The organism is Streptomyces sp. NPDC001544 (assembly GCF_042894285.1).
GTDB lineage: Bacteria > Actinomycetota > Actinomycetes > Streptomycetales > Streptomycetaceae > Streptomyces.
The window spans coordinates 209,762-229,615 of sequence record NZ_JBIAVN010000005.1; the positions used below are offsets into that span (position 1 = coordinate 209,762).

Genomic DNA, 19,854 nt, shown 5'->3' on the forward strand with positions numbered 1-19,854 from the left:
GAGGGAAAGTCAGGTCGCCAGCAACCCCCGGCCCAGCCAGTCCTTCGAGTCCCTCACGCCCGGCAGCGCGAAGAAGTAGCCGCCGCCCGTCGGGGAGATGTAGTCGACGAGGGGTTCGTCGATCAGCCGGGTCTGGGTCGCCTCGAACTGCCGCCTGACGTCCTGCTGGTAGCAGCAGAAGACCAGGCCCATGTCCAGGTTGCCGACGTCGTCCACGCCCCGGTCGTAGTTGTAGCCGCGCCTGAGGATCCGGGAGTCGTCGCTGGCGGCGGTGCGCGGGTTGGCGAGCCGGATGTGCGCGTCGAGCGGGATGGCCGTGCCGTGGGGGTCCTTGGCGTACTGGGGGATGTCGGTCTCCCTGGCGCCGTCCAGCGGGGCTCCGGTGTCCTTGCGGCGGCCGAACATCTTCTCCTGCTCGGTGAGCGACACCCGGTCCCAGAACTCCACCAGCATCCGGATGATCCGGATCACCTGGTAGCTGCCGCCCTTCGTCCAGGACGGCTCGCCCTGTCCGTCGCCCACCCAGATCAGCCGATCGGTCTCGCGGGCCGAGGTGACGTCCGGGTTGGCGATGCCGTCCTTGAAGCCGAGCAGGTTGCGCTGGGCGCCGGTGGGGCGCGGGGTGTTCTGGAAGCCGTCGACGCGCCATTTGATCTGCATGGCGCCACGGGTGTGCCGGGCTATGTCGCGCAGTGCGTGGAGCACCGCGTCCTGGCGGTCGGCGCAGATCTGCAGCGACAGGTCGCCATGGCACTCGGCGGCATTCAGGTTGTCGTTCGGGAACGTGCGCATCGGCGTCAGCCGGGCCGGCCTGGACCTGGTGAGGCCGTAGCGGTCGTCGAAGAGGGAGGCGCCCACACCGACGGTGACGGTGAGCGCGTCGGCGGGCACCTCGGGGCCTAGGATGCCGTTGTCCGACGGCGGGGCGCCGACGCCCAGGTCGGCGGGCGTGCCGCCGGCGGTCAGGAAGCGGGCCCGGGCGGTGATGGTGCGCAGCAGGTCGGCGAGTTCGGCGCGGGTGTCGGCGATGACGTCGAGAGAGACGAAGGTGGCGGCGGCCGGTGCCGGGGTGATGATCCCGGCCTGATGGGTGCCGTGGAAGGGGACCGTCCTCACGCCGGTCGCCTCGGCGGCCTGTGCCTGGGCCGAGCCGCCGGTCCGGCCGAGCGCGAATCCTCCGCCGGCCAGGGCGGCGCCCGCGGCCGACGCGCTCAGCGCGCCGCGCACGAAGGAGCGGCGACCGGCACCGACCGGGCAGGCCGGGGGTTCGGCGGAGGACGCAGAGGACATGGCGGGGTTCCCTTCTTCGTGCGTGTGCGTGTGCGGGTGCGGGTGCGGGCCCGCGCCCATCAGGCGGACTTCCGGATCTCGAGGAGATCCGGGACCGGGGCGAGGTCCTCCAGCAGCTGTCCGGTGGCGCCGTTCAGCCGCTGCCGGGCCGGCGCGCCGAGCCGGTCGACGGGGGTCCACCGGTCGCCTTCGTGGGCCGCGTCCAGCAGCTTCTGGAGGCGGGCGATGTCCGCGTCGACCGTGGGCAGCAGTTTCGGCGCACGGCTGGTGAGCAGCGACTCGAGTACGGTGAGCAGCTCGCGGGTGCCCGCCAGGTTGGCGTCGGCGGTGGCCAGTCCGGTGCCGCTGCCCTGGTCGGCGTCGCCGGTCAGCTCGAACTGGAGGGTGTTCTCCAGGATCTCGTGGGCGCGCAGGGGCAGGTCGCCCGGCTGGAACTTCTGCCTCGGGAAGGCCCCCCGCAGCCCGGCGACGGCCCCGGCGAGCTGCCGGGCCGGGGCCTTGAGCTCCCCCGCGGACTGGCCGTGCCACAGGCCGTACTCGATCCGGTGGAAACCGGTGAAGCCCTTGTCGCGCACGCCGTCGGGGAGACCGTCGGGCAGGCCGTTGATCTTCTGGTCGTAGTCCTCGAAGGTGCCGTAGGCGGCGCCGAGCGAGGCGTAGGTACGGTGGGCGGTCAGCCAGTCGGTACGGGCCCGGCCGAGGCGGCCGCCCGCTATGTCGTCGTCGAGCCTCCGGGTCTGCGTGACGAGGGTGGCGAGGCGCTGGTCGACGTACGCCTTGTACGCGGCGAGAGGGCCGGCGAGGTCGTTCTCCGAGACCGGCGCGACCGCCTCGGCCGCTCCCCCGCCGGTGACGGTGACGGCCTTGGAGGTGACGGCCGCCGCGCCGGTCGGTACACAGCGCCAGGCGTAGCTGCCTCCGGCGACGGTGGCGACCAGGTCACGGGTGGTGCCGGGGGCCAGGCCCTCGACCTCGCCGTAGACCGCGCCGGAAGCCGGGTCGATGAGGTAGACCTCGGACGTCTTGTCGCCCGTGTTGTGCATCTGGAAGGTCTGCCGGCCCGGCCTGGGGGCGCTGAACCCCTTGCCGCACTCGGTCTCGGAGACGGCCACGGTCTGGTCCCCGGCCGGCTTGGGCCGGGACAGGGCGACGACCAGTCCCGCCAGGACCGCGGGGACGGCGACGACGGCCACGGGCACCACCCAGACAGGCCGGCGGCGGACCGCGGAGACCCGTTCGCCGGGGGCGGCGCCGGCCTCGGGGGCCGGCCCTGTGGGCGCCGCGGGCTTCGGTGCGCTCGCCCGTACGCCCCGTACGCCCCGTACGAACAGGGTCATCACCGCCGCGAGGTAGAGAACGTACCCGGTCACCTGGAGCCAGGTCATGGTCGGCGTCAGGTTGAACACGCCCTGGACGAGCGTGCTGTACCAGGAGCCGGCGTCGACGCTGCCGCCGAGGTCCACGGCGTACGCGGACCCGCCGGGCAGGACACCGCCCTCCTGCAGATCGCGCAGGCCGTAGCCGAGGACACCGGCCGCGATGACGATGAGGACGACACCGGTGGCGGTGAAGAACCTGGTCAGGTTGATCTTGAGGACCCGGCGGTACAGACCCCAGCACAGGACGGCCGCCAGCACGAGCCCGATGCCCGCCCCGGTCATCGGGCCCGCGGACTCACCCGCCGCGCGGGCGGTGGTCCACAGGAACAGGGCGGTCTCCAGGCCCTCACGGCCCACCGCGAGGAACGAGGTCAGGATGAGCACGCCTGCGCCCGTGCCGAGCGCGCCGGTGACCTTCTCCTTGATCTCACCGGAGAGGCTGCGGGCGGAGCGGCGCATCCAGAACACCATGGCGGTGACGAACGCGACGGCGATGACGCTGAGGGTGCCGCCGAACGCCTCCTGGGCGGTGGCGGACAGGGACGCGGCGGTGAAGGTGAGCACCGCACCGAAGCTCATCGCCACGGCGATCGCGGCCAGGACGCCCGTCCACACCTGCGGCAGCCGGGACCGGGCACCGGCCCGCACCAGGGTGGCCACCAGGATGGAGACGATGAGTCCGCCCTCGAGCCCCTCCCTCAACCCGATCAGGAAACTCGGAAACGCGTCGTCCCACATGTGTTGCGACCCCACTTAGCGAAGGCATGCCTTACTTCGACGACCATCATGACTACAGACGTGTAGTCGGCTGGTCATGATGCGGCAATGTCGGGGCAAAAGCCGGGTCTACAGGTTTGTAGTCGTGGCAGGTACGGCAAGACGCACCGGATGACGCAGGGGAAAGGGCGCGCCGCGATGACCAGGACCGTATGGGCGGGCACCCTCGCCGTGTGGACGGCGTTCGGTGTACTGACCGCGGTCGTCGCCGGCCACGGCGGGCCCCTGCTCCCGGACCGGGACCTGCTGTCCTGGTCCCTGGCACACCGCCCGCCCGTGGCGGTCGCCGTGGCGCGCGGGCTCACCGACACCGGGACGGGCGTCGTGCCGTACGCGCTGGCGGTGCTCGCCGGGCTGCTGGCGGCGCGCACACCACGGCAACGGCCGGCCGCCGCGGTGCTGGCCGTAGCCTGTCTCGGCGCGGGGCAGATGCTGCGGTACCAGGTGATGGAGCTGGTCGCCCGGGCCCGCCCGCCGCGGTACGACTGGGAGGCGCACGCCTCGGGGTGGTCCTTCCCTTCCGGCCACACCACCACGGCGGCGCTCGCGGCCGGGCTGCTCGTCCTGGCGGTGCGGATACGGGTCCCGCACGACCGGACGCCGCTGTGCGTCGCCATCGGCTGCTGGGGGGCGTCGGTCGGGCTGACCCGGATCTTCCTCGGCGTGCACTGGTTCACCGATGTGCTCGGCGGCTGGCTCTTCGCCCTGGGCTGGCTGGGCGTCTGCGTGTGCGTGGGCCGGCGGTGGATCGCGCCGGGGGTGATCGCGGACCGCTCGCGCCCCAAGGGCGACTCGGAGTCGACGGAGGTGCGGGAGGGATCCTCCGGCATCACCGGCCGACGCCAGGAGGCGTCCGATGGCTCACGGCGGGATCACCCGGACGGGGCCGACGCCGGGTGACCGTCTCCCTCCCGCCCGACGCTCCGCGAACCGCCGACCCGCTCACAGCGCCTTGCGCCGGACCAGCACGGCGAGCACCAGCAGTCCCGGCATCAGCGGCAGCCAGACGGTGAGCAGCCGGTAGCCGAGCACGGCGGAGGCGGCCGTGGCGGCCGGAGCCCCGGACGCGGTCAGCGCGAGGCCGAGGGCCGCGTCGAGGGAGCCGAGGCCACCCGGGGTGGGCAGCAGGGCGGCGGCGCTGCTGGCGGCCAGATACAGCAGGGCCACCCGGGCCGGGGCCAGGGGCAGCCCGACGGCCCGGGTCACGGCGATCAGCACCAGGGAGTGCAGCACAGCGAAGGCCACCGAGCCGCCCCACAGGGCCGCCGCGCGGGCCGGGCGGGCGTGCACGGACCGGATGTCGGCGAGGACGGTCGCCAGGGCGGCGCGGCAGCGGGGCCACAGCGGACTGGCGAGCAGACCGGCCACCAGCAGGACGGCCGCAAGGACGACGGGCAGGGCGGCCGGGGGGACGCGCGGGATCCGCAGCAGGCCCGGGCAGGCCGGGGCGAGCGCCGCGATGAGCGCGCCGCGGACCAGCACGCCGGCGGTGGCCTTGACCGCGAGCGCGCTCGCCGAGCGGCCCGCCGCGAGTCCGCAGCGCATCAGGAACCGCAGGTTCACGGCGCCGGCCCCGAGCCCGGCGGGCAGGACGTGGTTGGCGGCGCAGGCGGCGAACTGCGCCGCCAGCAACCGCCCGCCCGGAAGCCGCCGGGCGACGGCCCCCTGCTGGGCGAACGCGGAGGCGGCCCAGGTGCCGGCCGCCGCCGTCGCGCCCACCAGCAGCCAGCCCTGGTCGGCGACGGCCAGCCGAAGTGCGCCGGTCTGAAGGAGCGGCCAGTTCCGCCGGGCCAGGTAGGCGGCGCAGCTCAGGACGGCGAGGCAGAGGGCGCTTTGCCCGTACACCCGCCGACGGCCGGTACCGGCGACGAGGTCCGGCGCGGACGTCATCGGCGGGCCGCCGGTACCGCGTAGTAGAGACGCAGCCCGTCGAAGGGGACGGAGGGCCAGTGCCGGGCGTACGCGGGCGCCCGGGACCCGGCCGGTACGAGGGTGGCGACCGGGGTGTGGCGGGCGGTGCCGGTGATGATCTCCGCCGTGCTGTTGGCGTTGTGCCCGGCGGTCGCGGCGGAGGAGCAGCCGGCGTAGTACGCGATCGGGATGGCGTCGTGCCCGGTGACCAGGCAGGAGGGGCGGACGCCGAGGCGGTGCAGTTCGGCTGCGGTACGGGACCAGCCGCGGTGGGACGCGGTGGTGCGGTCGACGGTGTGCTCCAGGACGACGAGCTGGAGGGCGAGGTGCGCGGCCAGACCCAGCGCCACCAGCGCGACGGCCACCGGCCGCCAGGCCCGGGAGGGGGCGGTCATCAGCTGGGTCAGCGCGTCGGCCACCGGGAGCGCCAGCAAGGCGTAGGCGGGCAGCAGGAACCGGGGCGCCGCGTAACCGATCATGAACAGGTACGGGAACGCGGCCGTCGCCGCGCAGACCAGCGGCACCAGGGTGGGGGTGCGGCGCCCGGCCCGGACGGCGACGACGAGGCCGGTGACCGCGAGCAGCGGCAGGACGAACCACCAGACGGTGAGCAGCGGGTTGGGCAGCGCGCCCGTGCACGGCCGGCACAGGGCCCGTCCGCCCAGACTGCGCACCTGGTCGACGATCGCGAGATGCCAGCCCAGACCGCCCTGGATCGCGGAGCCGTCGGCCAGCCGCCGGGCGAGACCGCCGTAGCTGACGTACGCCTCGACGACCCACTCCGCCGCTCCCGCCGCCAGACCGGCGAGGAGCATGCCGCCCGCGCGCCAGTGCCGCCGCGGCAGGGCGAGGACCAGCAGCGGCAGGCTCACCCACACCGCGTCGGTGGGCCGCATCAGGGCCATCAGTGCGGCGCTCCCGGCCAGCCCCCACCGGGCGGCCCGGTCCGAGTGGTCGGCGCGGGCGCGCAGGAAGCAGGCGACCGCGGCCGACGCGCCGACGGCCACCCAGTAGTTGGGCATGGCCTGCGGACCGTAGAAGAGCGTCACCCACAGGGAGGCGAACAGGGCCCCCGCCAGGGCCAGTACCCGGGGCGGGAAGAGGCCGCGCCAGGCGCGCAGCGCGAGGAACAGGGCCAGGCCGGACAGGACGGCCAGGTAGATCCGCAGCAGTGGGGTGGAGGAGGACCAGGCCGCCACGGGCGCGACGAGCAGCGAGATACCGCGGGCCCGGGGCGCGCTGAAGAAGGATGCCGGGGCGTGGGCGCCGACCTGGCTGACGTACACGGTCTCGTCCCAGCCGAGGCCCATGCCGGGCCGGACCAGCAGGAGCTGGGCCAGGGTGAAGGCGATCGCGACGGCCGCGAGCAGGCCGTCGGGGCGGGTGTGCCGGGCGCTGCGCGGCACGGTCCGCGGACGGCCGCGCCGGGTCCCGGTGAGTGTGGTGTGCGCGCTGCCGGACATCATCCCCCTTCATCCCTACAGTTTGTAGGGTTTCTGCCACACTACAGCCTGTAGGGCCGCAGACGGGCCCCGAGAAGACGTACCAGTCATTCACGAGAAACCCGAAAAACACGGTCAAGCTAACCCCTGCCGGGCCCGTGTGCACGGCGGATACGGCCATCCGCCTGACGGCCCTACGCGCTGTAAGGTTGGGGCATGGCTGGCACGGAGTCCCGGGGCAGGGTGGAGCGGCGCAGCGCCGGGGAACTGGAGAGCGAGGTGCTGGCCGCCCTGTGGGCCACCGAGCGACCGCTGACGCCCGCCGAGGTCCAGGCCGAGATCGGCGGCGGCCTGGCCTACAACACCGTACACACCATCCTCAAGCGGCTGTACGACAAGGGGCTGGTGCTGCGGGACGCGGACGGGCGGCGCGGCGCCTACCGGCCCGCGAAGAACGCGGCCGAGCTGACCGCAGAGGCGATGCACGAGGCCCTCGACCGCGGTCCGGACCCGATCGCCGCGCTGCAGCAGTTCGTGTCCGGTCTGAGCCCGGAGGAGGAGCGGGCCCTGCGGGACCTGCTCGCCGGAGGCGGCGCATGAGGATCGACGTCTACACCCCGCTGCTGCTGTCCCTCCTGCTGCCGCTGGTCGGTCCGGTGATCGGCCGGCGGGTGGCGCCTGCCCTCGCCGCCCGGGCGCTGACCTTCGCCGCCGTGCTGACCGCGGCGGCCACCACCTGGTCCCTGGTGCTGCTGTCGACCGCGCTGCTGGGTGACGCGCCGCCGGTGGTCGCGGAGGCCCGGGAGGACGGGCACCGGCTGGCCGATCCGGTACCGGGAGTCATCGGGATCGCCGCGGCGCTCACCCTCGCCGTCGTCGCCCGGCGTGTGCTCCTGGCGGTGCGGGCCGAGCGCGGCACCCGGCGGTCGCTGCGGCGGTTGTGCGCGGGACATCCCGCGGACACCGAACTGATCGTCGCCGACTCCGCGCTGCCGCAGGCGTTCGCCATTCCCGGGCGGCCGGGCCGGATCCTGGTCACCTCCGCCATGCTGGGTGCCCTGCGCCCCGCGGAGCGCCGGGTACTGCTCGCCCATGAGCGGGCCCATCTGGCCCATCGGCACGGATTCCTGGTGACCGCGGCCTCGCTCGCCGCCGCGGCCAACCCGCTGCTGCGTCCGGTCCGTTCGACCGTGATGTTCCTGGTGGAGCGCTGGGCGGACGAGCAGGCGGCGGCCGCCGTCGGGGACCGGGACACCACGGCGCGTGCGCTGGCCCGTGCCGCGCTCACGGCGGGCGGCGCCCGTGCCGGGTGCGCGCTCACCTTCACGGACCACGCCGTCACCCGCCGGATAGCGGCACTGCAGGCCGCCCCTCCCCCGCGGCTGTGGATCGCCGCCGCGGCCGTCCTCGCTCTCGGCGCCCTGCCGGCACTGGGCGCCGCCGACGCCACCGGCGACCTGATCGGCCTGCTGGCGGGCGCGCTGAACTGAGACGCCGGCGAACCGTCCGGCTGCGGACGGCCCCGCCCGGGCAGCACAGGGAGCCGGGCGCCCGGCGGACGGGCGCGCCCGGCTGACCCCGGTCAGCGGCGGCTGGGCGCCCGGTGCGGTGGTTGTTCCGGGGCCGGGCGCTTCTTCGCCGGCGGTACGGCGCGGACGGCCGGGTCGTCGGTGCTCAGGGTGAGCGGCTCACCGTGGTGACGGATGGTCAGCGGCGCTCCGTCGAGGAGAGCGTACGTGGCCTTGTCGGCCTGCACCTCCACCCGCAGCCGGCGGTCGAGGAACCGTACGGTGAAGGCCAGGCGGCGGATCTTCTCCGGCAGGCGCGGCGCGAACGACAGCCCGTCGTCGTGCCGGCGCATTCCGCCGAAGCCCGCCACGAGCGCTATCCAGGTTCCGGCGAGCGACGCGATGTGCAGCCCGTCGCGGGTGTTGTGCTCCAGGTCCGCCAGGTCCATCAGGGCGGCCTCGGCCGCGTAGTCGTAGGCGAGCCGCAGATGCCCGGCCTGGGCGGCGATGACGGCCTGGCAGCACGCCGACAGGGAGGAGTCCCGTACGGTCAGCGGCTCGTAGTAGGCGAAGTTGCGGGCGGTCTGCTCGTCGTCGAAGTATCCGTCGCAGGTGTACATCGCCAGCACCAGGTCGGCCTGCTTGACGACCTGTTTGCGGTAGAGGTCGAAGTACGGGAAGTTCAGCAGCAGCGGGTACTGGTCGGGCCGGGTGTTCGCGAAGTCCCAGCGCTGGTAGCGGGTGAAGCCCGCGTGCTGCTCGTGCACACCGAGTTCGTGGTTGTAGGGAATGTGCATGGCCTCGGCGGCGTCCCGCCAGGCGGCGCTCTCCTCGTCGTCCACGCCGAGCCGCTCGGCCTGCCGGGGGTGACGCTCGACGGCGTCGGCGGCGGCCAGCAGGTTCGCCCGGGCCATCAGGTTGGTGTACGTGTTGTCGTCCGCGACCGCGCTGTACTCGTCGGGGCCGGTGACACCGTCGATGTGGAAGGCGCCGTGGTGGTCGTGGTGGCCGAGGGAGCGCCACAGACGGGCGGTCTCCACCAGCAGCTCCACTCCGGTGTCCCGTTCGAAGTCGGTGTCCCCGGTGGCGGCGACGTAACGGACGACCGCGTTGGCTATGTCGGCGTTCACATGGAAGGCGGCGGTGCCTGCGGGCCAGTACGCGGACCCTTCCGAGCCCTCGATGGTCCGCCAGGGGAACGCGGCGCCCTCCAGGCCGAGCTGGGCCGCGCGCTCCCGGGCGGAGTCAAGGGTGTTGTACCGCCAGCGCAGCGCCTCGGCGACGGACCCGGGCGCGGTGTAGGTCAGGACGGGCAGCACGAACATCTCGGTGTCCCAGAAGGCGTGCCCGTCGTAACCGGAGCCGGTGAGGCCCTTCGCCGGGATCGCCCGCTGCTCGGCGCGGGCGCCGGCCTGCAGGACGTGGAACAGGGCGAAGCGGACGGCCTGCTGGATCTCCTCGTCGCCGTCCACCTCGACGTCGGCGCGGGCCCAGAAGTCGTCCAGACAGGCGCGTTGTTCGTCGACGAGGCCCTGCCAGCCGTCATGTGCCGCGGCGGCGAGGGCGGCGTCGACCTGGTCGCTCATCGCGGGCAGCGAACGGGTGCCGGACCAGCCGTGGGCGACCAGCTTCTCCACCCGCAGCCGCTGGCCCGGTTCGAGTACGGAGGTGACCGTGAGCCGGGCCACGTCCGGGTTGCTCTCGCTGGCCGTGGTGGTCCGCTCGGGGCCGGTGACGACGTGGTCGGCGGCCACGGCGACGCGCAGGCCGCTGCGGCGGGTGCGGTGCACCAGGCGCAGCCGCCGGTCCGAGGCGAAGTCCTCCTCCGGCTCCAGCGGCGACTGCAGGGCCATCGCCGCGCGCGGGTCGCCGTTGGACCCGGGCAGCTGCTCGTTGGCGACCAGCTCGGACTGGATCACCACCCGGGCCCGGCTGCCGACGGGCTCCACCTCGTAGGCGACGGCGGCGACCGCGCGCTGGGTGAGCGACACCAGCCGGGTCGAGCGCACCCGCACCGTCGACCCGGTGGGGGACGTCCACTCGCAGGTCCGCTCCAGTACACCGCGCCGGAGGTCCAGGGTGCGTTCGTGGCGGACGAGTTTGCCGTAGCGCAGGTCGAACGGCTCGTCGTCGACCAGCAGCCGGAGGACCTTGCCGTTGGTGACGTTGATGACCGTCTGGCCCGACTCCGGATAGCCGTAGCCCGCCTCGGCGTACGGCAGCGGATGCACCTCGTGCACGCCGTTGAGGTAACTGCCGGGCAGACCGTGCGGTTCGCCCTCGTCGAGGTTGCCGCGCCAGCCGACGTGGCCGTTGGACAGCGCGAACACGGACTCGCTCTGGGCCAGCACGTCGAGGTTCAGCTCGGTCTCGCGGACCGTCCAGGGTTCGACGGCGTACGACCGCTGGGTGATCACTCGTTGTCCCCCAGTTCGGCGAGGTCCTTCACGACGATGTCGGCGCCGTGCTTGTACAGGGCGTCGCTCTGCCCGACCCGGTCGACGCCGACGACGTACCCGAACCCGCCGGAGCGGCCGGCGTCCATGCCGGCCAGCGCGTCCTCGAAGACGGCGGCCCGCCGGTATTCGACGCCGAGGTCGCGGGCGGCGGCCTGGAAGGTGTCCGGGTTGGGCTTGCCGGGCAGCTTCCGCTCGGCGGCGACCACCCCGTCGATCCGGACGTCGAAGAGGTGCTCGGCGCCGATGGAGCGCAGCACGTCCCGGGTGTTGGCGCTGGAGGAGACGATCGCGGTCTTCAGTCCCTTGGCCCGGACCGCCTCGATGTAGCGGATCGTCCCCTCGTAGGACTCCACGCCGTCGGTGCGGATCTTCTCCAGGACCAGCTCGTTCTTGCGGTTGCCGAGACCTTGCACGGTCCGGGCGTCCGGTGGGTCGCCGGGATCGCCCTCGGGCAGTTCGATGCCCCGGGAGGCGAGGAAGGTGCGCACCCCGTCCGCGCGCGGGCGTCCGTCGACGTACTCGTCGTAGTCGGCCACCGCGTCGAACGGCCGGGCGCGTTCGCCCTCGTATCCGCGCAGGAAGTCGTCGAACGTCTCCTTCCAGGCGGCCGCGTGCACGACGGCCGTCCTGGTGACGACCCCGTCGAGGTCGAAGAGACAGGCCTGGATGGTTTCGGGCAGACCGAGCTCAGTCATACTCAGCACACTTCCCCGCAGGGCGGGTTCCATTGGGTGTCGCGCACCACATGGTTCACCGTCCGCCGGCGGGTGACAGACTCTTCGGTGTGCCCCTGACTTTCGACGACCTCCTCACCCGCGCCCGCTCCCTCGCCGAACGCCGCCCGCGCGCCCTCCTCGGCATCGCCGGCAGCCCCGGCGCGGGCAAGTCGACGCTGGCCGAGCACCTGGTGCGCGCGCTGAACGGCACCGGGGAGCCCTGGGTGGCGCACGTCCCGATGGACGGTTTCCATCTGGCCGACGCCGAACTGGACCGTCTGGGGCGCCGGGACCGCAAGGGCGCGCCCGACACCTTCGACGCCGCCGGGTACGCGGCGCTGCTCGGGCGGCTGCGCGAGGAGCGGGACGAGGTGGTGTACGCGCCGGGTTTCGAGCGGGTGCTGGAGCAGCCGCTCGCGGGCGCGATCGCGGTAGCGCCCACGGCCCGGCTGGTGGTGACGGAGGGCAACTACCTGCTGCTCGGCACCGGCCCCTGGGCCCGGGTACGGCCCCGGCTGGACGAGGTGTGGTTCTGCGCACTCGACGAGCCGGAACGCGTCCGCCGGCTCGTCGCCCGTCACGAGGAGTTCGGCAAGGACCACGACAGTGCGGTGGCCTGGGTCCTGGGCAGCGACCAGCGCAACGCGGACCTGGTGGCGGCGACCCGGGACCGGGCGGATCTGATCGTGCCGGTGACCGCGCTGCCGTCGGGCACCTCCACGGCGTGACTCACGCGTGCGGGGCCCGGCGGGCGCGCAGGGTGACACTCAGTGTGTGCGGGCCGAAACCACCGAGGCAGACCCGTGGCCCGGTCGTCGCGTCGGTGCCCCGCAGCAGTGTGTAGTCCTGACCCGGGTCGTAGCGCAGCAGGTCGCCCCGGTCCGGCCCCGCCAGCGGTTCGCCGGAGTGGACCCCGGCCTCGACGCGGATCTCGTCCTCGCCCACCCGGTACGTCATCGCGCCGTCGCCGAGACACCAGCGCCCTTCGCCCAGCGGTTCGGCGCCGTGCACGACACCTCCCGGCCGGAAGGTCAGTTCGAGTGCCCACGGCACCCGCGGACCGGCCATGTCGAACCGCATGTCGGCACCGTCGTCGCGGAGTTCCACATCGACGCGGGTGGTGAGCGCGACCTCGTCCCGCGGCCGCCGCCCGAACGACATCGCGGCCGAGAAGCGTCCCTCGTCCGCCATCTCGTAAGCGCCGTCGGCCCGTCGCTCGGCCGGCGGGAGCGGCTGGTAGTAGGCGGCCGTGAGGGTTTCGGCGAGCCGGTACCGGCCGTCCCCGAGACGCGTCATGTCCGTGGCGCGGAAGGGGCCGAGGTCGAAGAAGCCCCGTGACAGCCGCACGGCGTCGAGGACCGCGTCGCCGGCGAAGAGCCGCAGGAAGGTCGGATTGCAGGCGAGGCCCGAGCGGATGTGCCGCTGCCCGGGCACGTCCGAGCCGCCGTACAGCACGGTGTGCGCGGTGGCGGAGGCGTGTGAGGCGAGGCGCGCGGTGGTGAGGTACCCCTCGCGCGGAAGGGTTTCCGGTGCCGGTTCCGGCAGCGTGCGGCACAGGTCGGGGGTGAGGACGGTCTCGGCGAGCAGGCCGGGGTCGTCGACGCCTCGGGCTGCCGCCAGCCGCGCCGCCCGGCTGAAGTCGCCCCGGCCGGTACGGATCGCGAGCAGCCGGTAGTGCGGCAGGTAGGGCGCCAGCGGGAAGGGCTGGTCCTGGTCCTGCCGCCGCGAGTGGACGGTCTCCACCGTGCCGTCCGGCCGGATGAGGTCCAGGGTCGCGGTGAGGTTGCGCTCGACGGCGTCCCTGAGGTCGGGGCGGTCGAGGACGTCGGCCAGCAGCAGCAGCGACGGGTTGGACACATGGGCCGCGTAGTTGGCGCTCCGCTCCGAGTACATGCCCTCCGCGTCGATGTCGACGCCCTCGGCGAGCCACGCGTCGATCCGGTCGAGCAGCCGGCCGTCCGGGAACGACCGGTGCAGCCGGGCCAGCGCCGCGCACAGTTCCCACCGGTGGTTCGGAGTGTGCACGCCGCCGGTCCGCAGGCTTTCGGTGGCCGCGCCGGCGATCTCGGCGAGGGCGGCGGCGGCCTCGCGCAGTTCCGGGCCGCCGCCCGTGGCGAGGACGTGCGCGTCGCACACGTCGTTGACGGTGAACGCGGAATCCGGCGGTGACTGCACGTTGTCCCCGCCGGCGAAGAGGCCGGAGGGGGTCTGCAGGGCCATGAGAGCGGCGAGGTGGGTCATCGTGGCGGCGACGGCCCGCTCGCTGCCGTGCAGCGCCGAGTCGGGTGAACGGTACGCCGCGAGCAGTGTCTTCACCCGGTGCGCGAGACCGCGATGGGCCACGCCGGCTGGTTCCTCGTCCGGGCGGGCCGTCAACGGGACGGCATGCCGGTCGGCGGCGTCGGCCACCTGGCGGACGAACTCGCGGTCGAGCGTGATCTGCACGGTCGGTCCCTCAGTCCTTCAGGCCGGCGTTGATGTCGGCGCCCATGACGTAGCGCTGGAACACCAGGAAGATGACGATCAGCGGGATGATGGAGATGACCGATGCGCCGAGCAGTACCGACCAGTTGATGTTCTGCGCGCCGACGATGCTCTGGATGCCGATCTGCACGGTGAACTTGCTGGGGTCGTTCAGCATCAGCAGCGGCCAGATGTAGTCGTTCCACCGCCACTGGAACGACAGGATGGCGAGCGTCAGCATGATGGGCCGGGAGATCGGCACCATGATCCGCAGGAAGATCGACAGCTCACGCGCGCCGTCGATGCGGGCGGCCTCGACGAGTTCGTCGGGGACCGTCAGGAAGAACTGGCGGAACATGAAGCATCCGGTTGCGGTGAGCACGGCCGGGAGGATGATGCCGGCGAACGAGTTGTAGAGGCCGAGGTTGCGGACCACCAGGAACTCCGGGGCGAGCATGACCTCGGACGGCAGCATCGTGGTGGCCAGGATGCAGACGAAGAAGACCTTGAGCCATTTGTTGTCGTACTTCGCCAGCGCGTACCCGGTGCAGCAGCTGACACCCACCGTGAGGATCGTCGTGATCACGCACACGAGCGCCGTGTTGGCGAAGTACTGGGAGAAGTTGGCACTGCGCCACGCGGTCAGGTAACCCGAGAGGGTGGGGTGGTGCGGAACGAACGTCAGCGGATAGGAGAACAGGTCGCTGGCCGGCTTGAGGGAGCTGAGGATGAACCACAGCACCGGCAGACCGTAGAGGCACGCCAGGATCCACAGCAGCGTGGTGGCGGGCACCGCTCGCCGGAGACCGCCGCTGGCCGCGTTGCGCGGCCGCTTCCTGGGAACCGCTTGTTTCGCATCGGCGTCGAGCGGGCGTGGCATGTCTGTGGTTGTCATCGGTTCTCCACCCGCCGGTTGACGATCAACTGGATGATCGCGACGGCCATCAGGATGAGCATGAGCACGAAGGACGCCGCGCTCGCGTAGCCGATCTGGCCGCGTTTGAAGCCGGTCTCGTAGATGTACTGGACGAGCAGGTTGTTCGACGATCCGGGTCCGCCGTTGTTGAGGGCGACGAACACCGGGTATTCCTTCATCGCGTTGATCGTGTTGAGCAGGATGACGATGAACGAGGTGGGCGCGATGCTCGGCAGCGTGATGCTGATGAACTGACGCCACGGGCCGGCGCCGTCGAGCGAGGCCGCCTCGTAGTACGACACCGGTACGTTCTTGATCGCCGCGATGAAGAGCAGCATCGTGAAACCGGTCCATGCCCAGGACGCCGCCATGACCACCACCAGCAGCGAGAGGTCCGCGTTCGACTGCCACGGAACGGCACTTCCGCCGAGCTTTTCGATGACGTAGTTGACCAGTCCGAAGTTCTCTCCGAACAGCCACCGCCACAGGACACCCACCACGATGGGTGACAGCAGCCACGGGATGAAGAAGATGACGCGGGCGACGGACGCGCCCTTGGCGTGCTTGCTCACGACCAGGTTGGCGGCGAGCAGGGAGAGCGCGAAGTTCAGCGGGACGAAGAGGACGGTGTACAGCAGCGTCCGGGTCAGCGCGTCGTAGAACGTGGAGTCCCCGAACAGGGTGTGGTAGTTGTCCAGCCCGACCCACTGGAACACTCCCACGCCCGTGTAGTTCGTGAAGGAGTAGACGAGCCCGATCACCGCAGGCCAGACGAAGAACAGCGCGAAGAGCACGACGTTGGCCGCGATGAGGACGAGCGGCGCGAGGGTGTACTTGCTGCGTCTCCTGGGCGGGCTCGCGGACACGTCCGAGGCGCTAATGGTCATCTTCCTGACTCCGTGCTGGGGGAAGGGATTGCGGGTGGGCCCACGCGTGAGCCCGCATCACAGGGCGCGTCCGGGGCCGGGCGGCGGTGTCTCGTTCCGCCGCCCGGCCGGGCGGCCTACGAGCCGCCGCCGACCTGCTGGTTGTAGCCGGCCACGATGTTCTGCAGGGCCTTGTCGGGCGACTGCTGACCGTTGATCGCCTTGCCGAGTTCCGTCTTGGTCGGGTCCTCGGTGAGGCTCTTGCCCTTCAGCACCCACTGCGTCTGGGCGTTGTTGAAGTAGCCGGAGATCGGGGCGTAGAGCGGGATCTCCTCGTTGTACAGCTTGAACGCCGCCTGCGCCGCCGGGGAGCTGAAGGGGTACTTCGGGTTCAGACCGTTCTCGACGGGCAGGAAGCCGGAGGCCTCGCACAGCTCGCTGTAGTGGGCGGGCTCGTAGATCCAGGTCAGGAACTTCTTCGCGGCGGTGGCCGCGTCGCCGTTGTTGTTGAAGCCGACCATCATGCCGCCGCTGTTGACATCGCTGGCCTGCACCGGCTGGGCGGGAGTCGGGACGCTGGCCCAGTCGAACTTCTTGATGCTCTCGGCGAAGGCCGCGACCTGCCACACACCGGACCAGTATGCGACCACGTCACCGCTCTGGAACATGGCGGACGGGTCGGCGCCGCTGGTCCACACTGACTTCGGCATGGTCTTGTTGTCGTTCCATCCGACGAAGGTGTTCACGGCCTTCTTCGTCGCCGGGTCCACCGAGAACTTGCCGGAGGAGTCCGCGTGGACGTACTTCCCGCCCATCTCGTACACCATGGCGCGGAGCCGGGACGGCGACTGGTCGAAGGTCAGGGAGTACTTGGCACCGGTCTTCTCGCGGACCTTGTTCGCCGCCTTGATGAAGTCGGTCCAGGTCCAGGTCTTCTTCGGCGAGGTCGGGAAGGAGACGCCGGCCTTCTTGAACAGCGACTTGTTGATGAACAGACCGGACGCGGTGACGTCCGAGGGGATGGACAGCACCTTCCCCGACGAGTCCTTGGCGAGGAAGTTGGCGTTGATGTTGTAGCTCTTCTTGCCGGCTATGGAGCTGAGGTCGATCAGCTTGCTCGACCAGATCGGGTCCAGCGCCGGCACGGCCGCCACGTCGGGCAGGGAGTTCGCCTGCGCGGCGTTGTGCAGCTTCGTCGTGTAGCCGTCGTAGGGGATGTTGACGAGCTTGACGGAGACGCCGTTCTCCTTCTTGTACTGCGCCACCAGCTTCTTCCAGCCCGCGTCCTGCCCCGGAACCGTGGAGATCCAGAACGTCAGCGACTTGGACGTCCCGCCCGAGCCGGATCCCGACCCACAGGCGGAGAGCAGAAGGGCACCTGCCGCGGCCACGGCAGCGAGGGGAACCACACGGCGTATGCCGCCGCCGAGTCGGCGGGAGCGCCGCACACCCACACTGGTCATTTTCGATCCCTTTTCGTCGTACTTGACGGAGCACGGCGCCAGCCGAGGCGGCACGGGTGCATTTTGCAGGAAATTTCGCTTTCCGGGGGCACGGCCTCGCCCGGCCGCATCGCCTTGACGGGTGGGGTCCCCGGCCATGCCGGCCGATGTCGCACAAGCTCGCCCTCGTGCGACTGCCGTACTTCGCGTACGGGCGGGAGGCTACCCGGAGTCGGCGTCCCGGCCGACTTAGAAAGCGCTTGTCCGGACATTGGCAGATGGAGTGGAAGCCGTCAATCCTTCGTCCCCGCGGCCTGGGTCACGGTTTGGACTCCTCGGGAGACCGCGAGCCGGGCGGCGCCCACGACGGTGCCGAGATCGCCGAGCGTGCTGCTGACGACTTCGGTGGGCCAGCTCAGCCGGGCGAGTTCGGCCCGGACACCGCGCAGGAGCTGCGGGTACGCGCCGGTGCTGCCCCCCAGCACGATCAGCCCCGGGTCCAGTACGGCGGTCACGGCGGCGGCCAGCCGGCCCACGTCCACGGCATGGCGGTCGACGACGGCGCAGGCAGCGACCCGGCCTTCCCCGGCCAGGGCGAAGAGCTGCTCGGCGGTGCCGGGGCACGGGCCGTCGGTGGCCGGCCAGGCCTGAGCGGCCCGCCGCAGCAGGGAACGCGAGCCGATGTACTCCTCCAGGGCCTCGTGGCGGGGTTCGCGGCCTTCGTCCCACGGGTAGGGCAGCCGGGCCAGCTCACCGGCGGCGCCGTTCGCCCCGCGCAGCACCCGGCCGCCGACGACGATACCGAGGCCGATACCGATGCCGATGCGCAGGTAGCCGAAGGTGTCGCGGCCCCGGGCCGCGCCCTCGTGCAGCTCGGCGAGAGCCGCGCAGTTGACGTTGTTCTCGAGGTGGACCGGGACGCCCGGCGGCAGCGCGACGGCCACGGCGTCGAAGACGGGACCGGCCTTGGCGGTGGCCGGGCGCATCCCGGCGCCCTCCTTCTCCCGCGCGGTGACATCACCGACGGCGAGGACGATGGTCCGCAGCGGAGCGCCTGCCGGCAGCGCGTCGAGCGCCTCGTGCACGACGTCGGCGGCGCCCGCCCGGGAGCCGGTGGCCTCCGCGAGCAGCGTGCCGTCCAGGGCGCAGGCGCGTACCCGGGTGAGGGAGGGGCCGAGGTCGACGGCGAGTACGGCCCCGGCGGCCGGTCCGAGCCGGTAGACGGCGGCGGAACGTCCCGTGCCGCTGGAGGCGGTGCCGGAGTGGGCGGCGAGCCGTACGCTCTCCAGCTCCGCGACGGCGGCGGACACCGTCGGCTTGGACAGCCCCGCCAGGCTCGCGAGCTGCGGCCGGGTCGCACTGCCCGCCTCGGCCAGCACGGCGAAGACCGCACCCGCGCTCTCGGTCAGGCGCGGGGCTCTTGCCAGGTCGTGTTCCAACGATTACCCCACACAGGTCACGGGCCGCGCTCCCCGGGCCGGCCGGCTTGGCGAGCGGCTCCGTGGGATGCGGCGATGGGATTCCTCTTGACGCACTGTACTTCGTTAGTTAACTTCCTAACGAACATCACGGTACTCGCCTGCCGTGCTCCGCCAGAAGTCCGTCCCGGGGCTTCCCGAGTTCTCGACTGCCCGTCTTTCCGGCACGGTTCGCCCGCCGTCGCAGCACTGCGCACCGACGAAAGAGGATCCGTGCAGGACTCCCCCTCCGCCAGCTCGCTCGTGCTCGGCATCGATGTGGGCGGCACCAAGACCCACCTCCGCGCTCTTGCGGGCGACCACCGCGTCGTCGACCACGTCCGCCCGAGCAGCGGGTGGCGGCCCCACGACACCGTGGCCGCGGCCGACTGGCTCGTCGGCCTGCTCCGCGAGACCCTCCCGGCCGACGCGCGTCCCGCCGCCCTGGCCGTGGGCGCGCACGCCTGTGAGACACCACCCCAGTGCGCGCGGATACGCGCCACGCTGGAGAGTGCCCTCGGCGTGCCGGCACTGGTGGTGGGCGACGCGGAACTCCTGGTTCCCGCCGCGGGACTGGACAAGGGCGTCGGCCTGGTCGCCGGCACCGGCTCCGTCGCCGTGGGGCGGCTGCCCGACGGCACCCCGGTCCAGGTGGGCGGCTGGGGGGCCGTACTCGGTGACGAGGGCGGCGCCGCCGGACTCGTCCGCGAGGCGGCCCGCGCCGTGTGGGCGGCGCACGACCGGGGCGAGGAACCCGACGAGCTGGCGCTCGGTCTCGTGGCCTCGCTCGGTGTGCCGGAGGTGCCGGCGCTCGGCGCGGCCCTGGAGAGCGCCACCGACGTCTCCGCCGAGTGGGGCCGGCACGCTCCCGTCGTCTTCACGGCCGCCGAGGCGGGTTCGACGCTCGCCCGTACCGTGATCGCCGAGGCCGGCCGGTCCTTGGCCGCGCTCGTCGCCCGCCTCGCCGCACGCGGGGCCGCCGTCGACGACGTGGTGGTCGCGGGCGGCACCGTGCTGTCCCAGCCCGCGCTCTTCGACGCCTTCACCGCCTCCCTCGCCGAAACCGTGCCGGCGGCTCGGGCCAGGCCGCTGCGGCAGCCTCCGGTCGACGGCGCGGTGGCACTGGCACGGTCGCTGCTGTGAGCGGCGGGCGGTACTGAGCCCCGAAGGCCATGAGCCCGCGTTCACCCGCGGGCCACGCCCCGGCCGCCGGGCCCTCGCCGACGGG

At 72.4% G+C, this 19,854-nt stretch carries 16 protein-coding genes; 5 read left to right on the forward strand and 11 right to left on the reverse strand.

Features of this window, described 5'->3' with window-relative positions; all coding sequences use genetic code 11:
* Positions 1-9: 9 nt before the first annotated feature.
* Positions 10-1,290 carry an iron uptake transporter deferrochelatase/peroxidase subunit gene (gene efeB / locus ACFY0F_RS16075; protein ID WP_388793591.1) on the reverse strand — a complete coding sequence of 427 codons (1,281 nt, stop codon included), beginning with the start codon at positions 1,288-1,290 and terminating at the stop codon, positions 10-12.
* A 59-nt stretch (positions 1,291-1,349) separates the two neighbouring features.
* Entirely contained in the window at positions 1,350-3,407 is a 2,058-nt protein-coding gene (gene efeU / locus ACFY0F_RS16080) for an iron uptake transporter permease EfeU (RefSeq protein WP_388794071.1), read from the reverse strand.
* A gap of 177 nt (positions 3,408-3,584) precedes the next feature.
* Here efeU and ACFY0F_RS16085 point away from each other — a divergent pair, with 177 nt between their 5' ends.
* Positions 3,585-4,346 carry a phosphatase PAP2 family protein gene (locus ACFY0F_RS16085; protein ID WP_388793593.1) on the forward strand — a complete coding sequence of 254 codons (762 nt, stop codon included), beginning with the start codon at positions 3,585-3,587 and terminating at the stop codon, positions 4,344-4,346.
* Between the two features lie 42 nt (positions 4,347-4,388).
* Here the strand turns inward: ACFY0F_RS16085 and ACFY0F_RS16090 are convergent, their stop codons facing one another.
* Both ACFY0F_RS16090 and ACFY0F_RS16095 read right to left on the reverse strand, forming a co-directional pair.
* Positions 4,389-5,336: a lysylphosphatidylglycerol synthase domain-containing protein gene (locus ACFY0F_RS16090; protein WP_388793595.1), complete on the reverse strand. Its 948-nt coding sequence runs from the start codon at positions 5,334-5,336 to the stop codon at positions 4,389-4,391.
* On the reverse strand, positions 5,333-6,820 hold the full coding sequence (locus ACFY0F_RS16095; RefSeq protein ID WP_388794074.1) for a hypothetical protein: 1,488 nt from the start codon (positions 6,818-6,820) through the stop codon (positions 5,333-5,335). The genes ACFY0F_RS16090 and ACFY0F_RS16095 overlap by 4 nt, the downstream gene beginning before the upstream one ends.
* 195 nt (positions 6,821-7,015) lie before the next feature.
* On the opposite strand from ACFY0F_RS16095, the gene ACFY0F_RS16100 reads away from it, so the two are divergent.
* Both ACFY0F_RS16100 and ACFY0F_RS16105 read left to right on the forward strand, forming a co-directional pair.
* Positions 7,016-7,399, forward strand: coding sequence for a BlaI/MecI/CopY family transcriptional regulator (locus ACFY0F_RS16100; RefSeq protein WP_388793597.1), 384 nt, complete (start codon positions 7,016-7,018; stop codon positions 7,397-7,399).
* A complete protein-coding gene (locus tag ACFY0F_RS16105) occupies positions 7,396-8,289 on the forward strand; it encodes a M56 family metallopeptidase (protein ID WP_388793599.1) in 894 nt (297 codons plus the stop codon). Before ACFY0F_RS16100 ends, ACFY0F_RS16105 begins: the two co-directional genes overlap by 4 nt.
* 92 nt (positions 8,290-8,381) lie before the next feature.
* Here ACFY0F_RS16105 and ACFY0F_RS16110 read toward each other — a convergent pair whose 3' ends face one another.
* Positions 8,382-10,724 carry a glycoside hydrolase family 65 protein gene (locus ACFY0F_RS16110; protein WP_388793601.1) on the reverse strand — a complete coding sequence of 781 codons (2,343 nt, stop codon included), beginning with the start codon at positions 10,722-10,724 and terminating at the stop codon, positions 8,382-8,384.
* Complete coding sequence (locus ACFY0F_RS16115; RefSeq protein ID WP_388793603.1) at positions 10,721-11,461, reverse strand: HAD family hydrolase; 741 nt, start codon at positions 11,459-11,461, stop codon at positions 10,721-10,723. The genes ACFY0F_RS16110 and ACFY0F_RS16115 overlap by 4 nt, the downstream gene beginning before the upstream one ends.
* Before the next feature lie 89 nt (positions 11,462-11,550).
* Here ACFY0F_RS16115 and ACFY0F_RS16120 point away from each other — a divergent pair, with 89 nt between their 5' ends.
* Entirely contained in the window at positions 11,551-12,210 is a 660-nt protein-coding gene (locus ACFY0F_RS16120) for a nucleoside/nucleotide kinase family protein (protein WP_388793605.1), read from the forward strand.
* Between the two features lies 1 nt (position 12,211).
* Here the strand turns inward: ACFY0F_RS16120 and ACFY0F_RS16125 are convergent, their stop codons facing one another.
* The 5 genes from ACFY0F_RS16125 to ACFY0F_RS16145 form a co-directional block, all read right to left on the reverse strand.
* Positions 12,212-13,927 carry a hypothetical protein gene (locus ACFY0F_RS16125; RefSeq protein ID WP_388793607.1) on the reverse strand — a complete coding sequence of 572 codons (1,716 nt, stop codon included), beginning with the start codon at positions 13,925-13,927 and terminating at the stop codon, positions 12,212-12,214.
* 10 nt (positions 13,928-13,937) lie between these two features.
* Positions 13,938-14,840 (reverse strand): carbohydrate ABC transporter permease, encoded by a 903-nt coding sequence (locus ACFY0F_RS16130; RefSeq protein WP_388793609.1) that lies wholly within the window; start codon positions 14,838-14,840, stop codon positions 13,938-13,940.
* Positions 14,837-15,748, reverse strand: coding sequence for a carbohydrate ABC transporter permease (locus ACFY0F_RS16135; protein WP_388793611.1), 912 nt, complete (start codon positions 15,746-15,748; stop codon positions 14,837-14,839). Before ACFY0F_RS16135 ends, ACFY0F_RS16130 begins: the two co-directional genes overlap by 4 nt.
* A gap of 116 nt (positions 15,749-15,864) precedes the next feature.
* Positions 15,865-17,190 (reverse strand): ABC transporter substrate-binding protein, encoded by a 1,326-nt coding sequence (locus ACFY0F_RS16140; protein ID WP_388793613.1) that lies wholly within the window; start codon positions 17,188-17,190, stop codon positions 15,865-15,867.
* Positions 17,191-17,462: 272 nt separating this feature from the next.
* Complete coding sequence (locus ACFY0F_RS16145) at positions 17,463-18,608, reverse strand: ROK family protein (protein ID WP_388793615.1); 1,146 nt, start codon at positions 18,606-18,608, stop codon at positions 17,463-17,465.
* Between the two features lie 252 nt (positions 18,609-18,860).
* Between ACFY0F_RS16145 and ACFY0F_RS16150 the strand changes: the two genes are divergently transcribed.
* Positions 18,861-19,769 (forward strand): N-acetylglucosamine kinase, encoded by a 909-nt coding sequence (locus ACFY0F_RS16150; protein ID WP_388793617.1) that lies wholly within the window; start codon positions 18,861-18,863, stop codon positions 19,767-19,769.
* Positions 19,770-19,854: the final 85 nt, after the last annotated feature.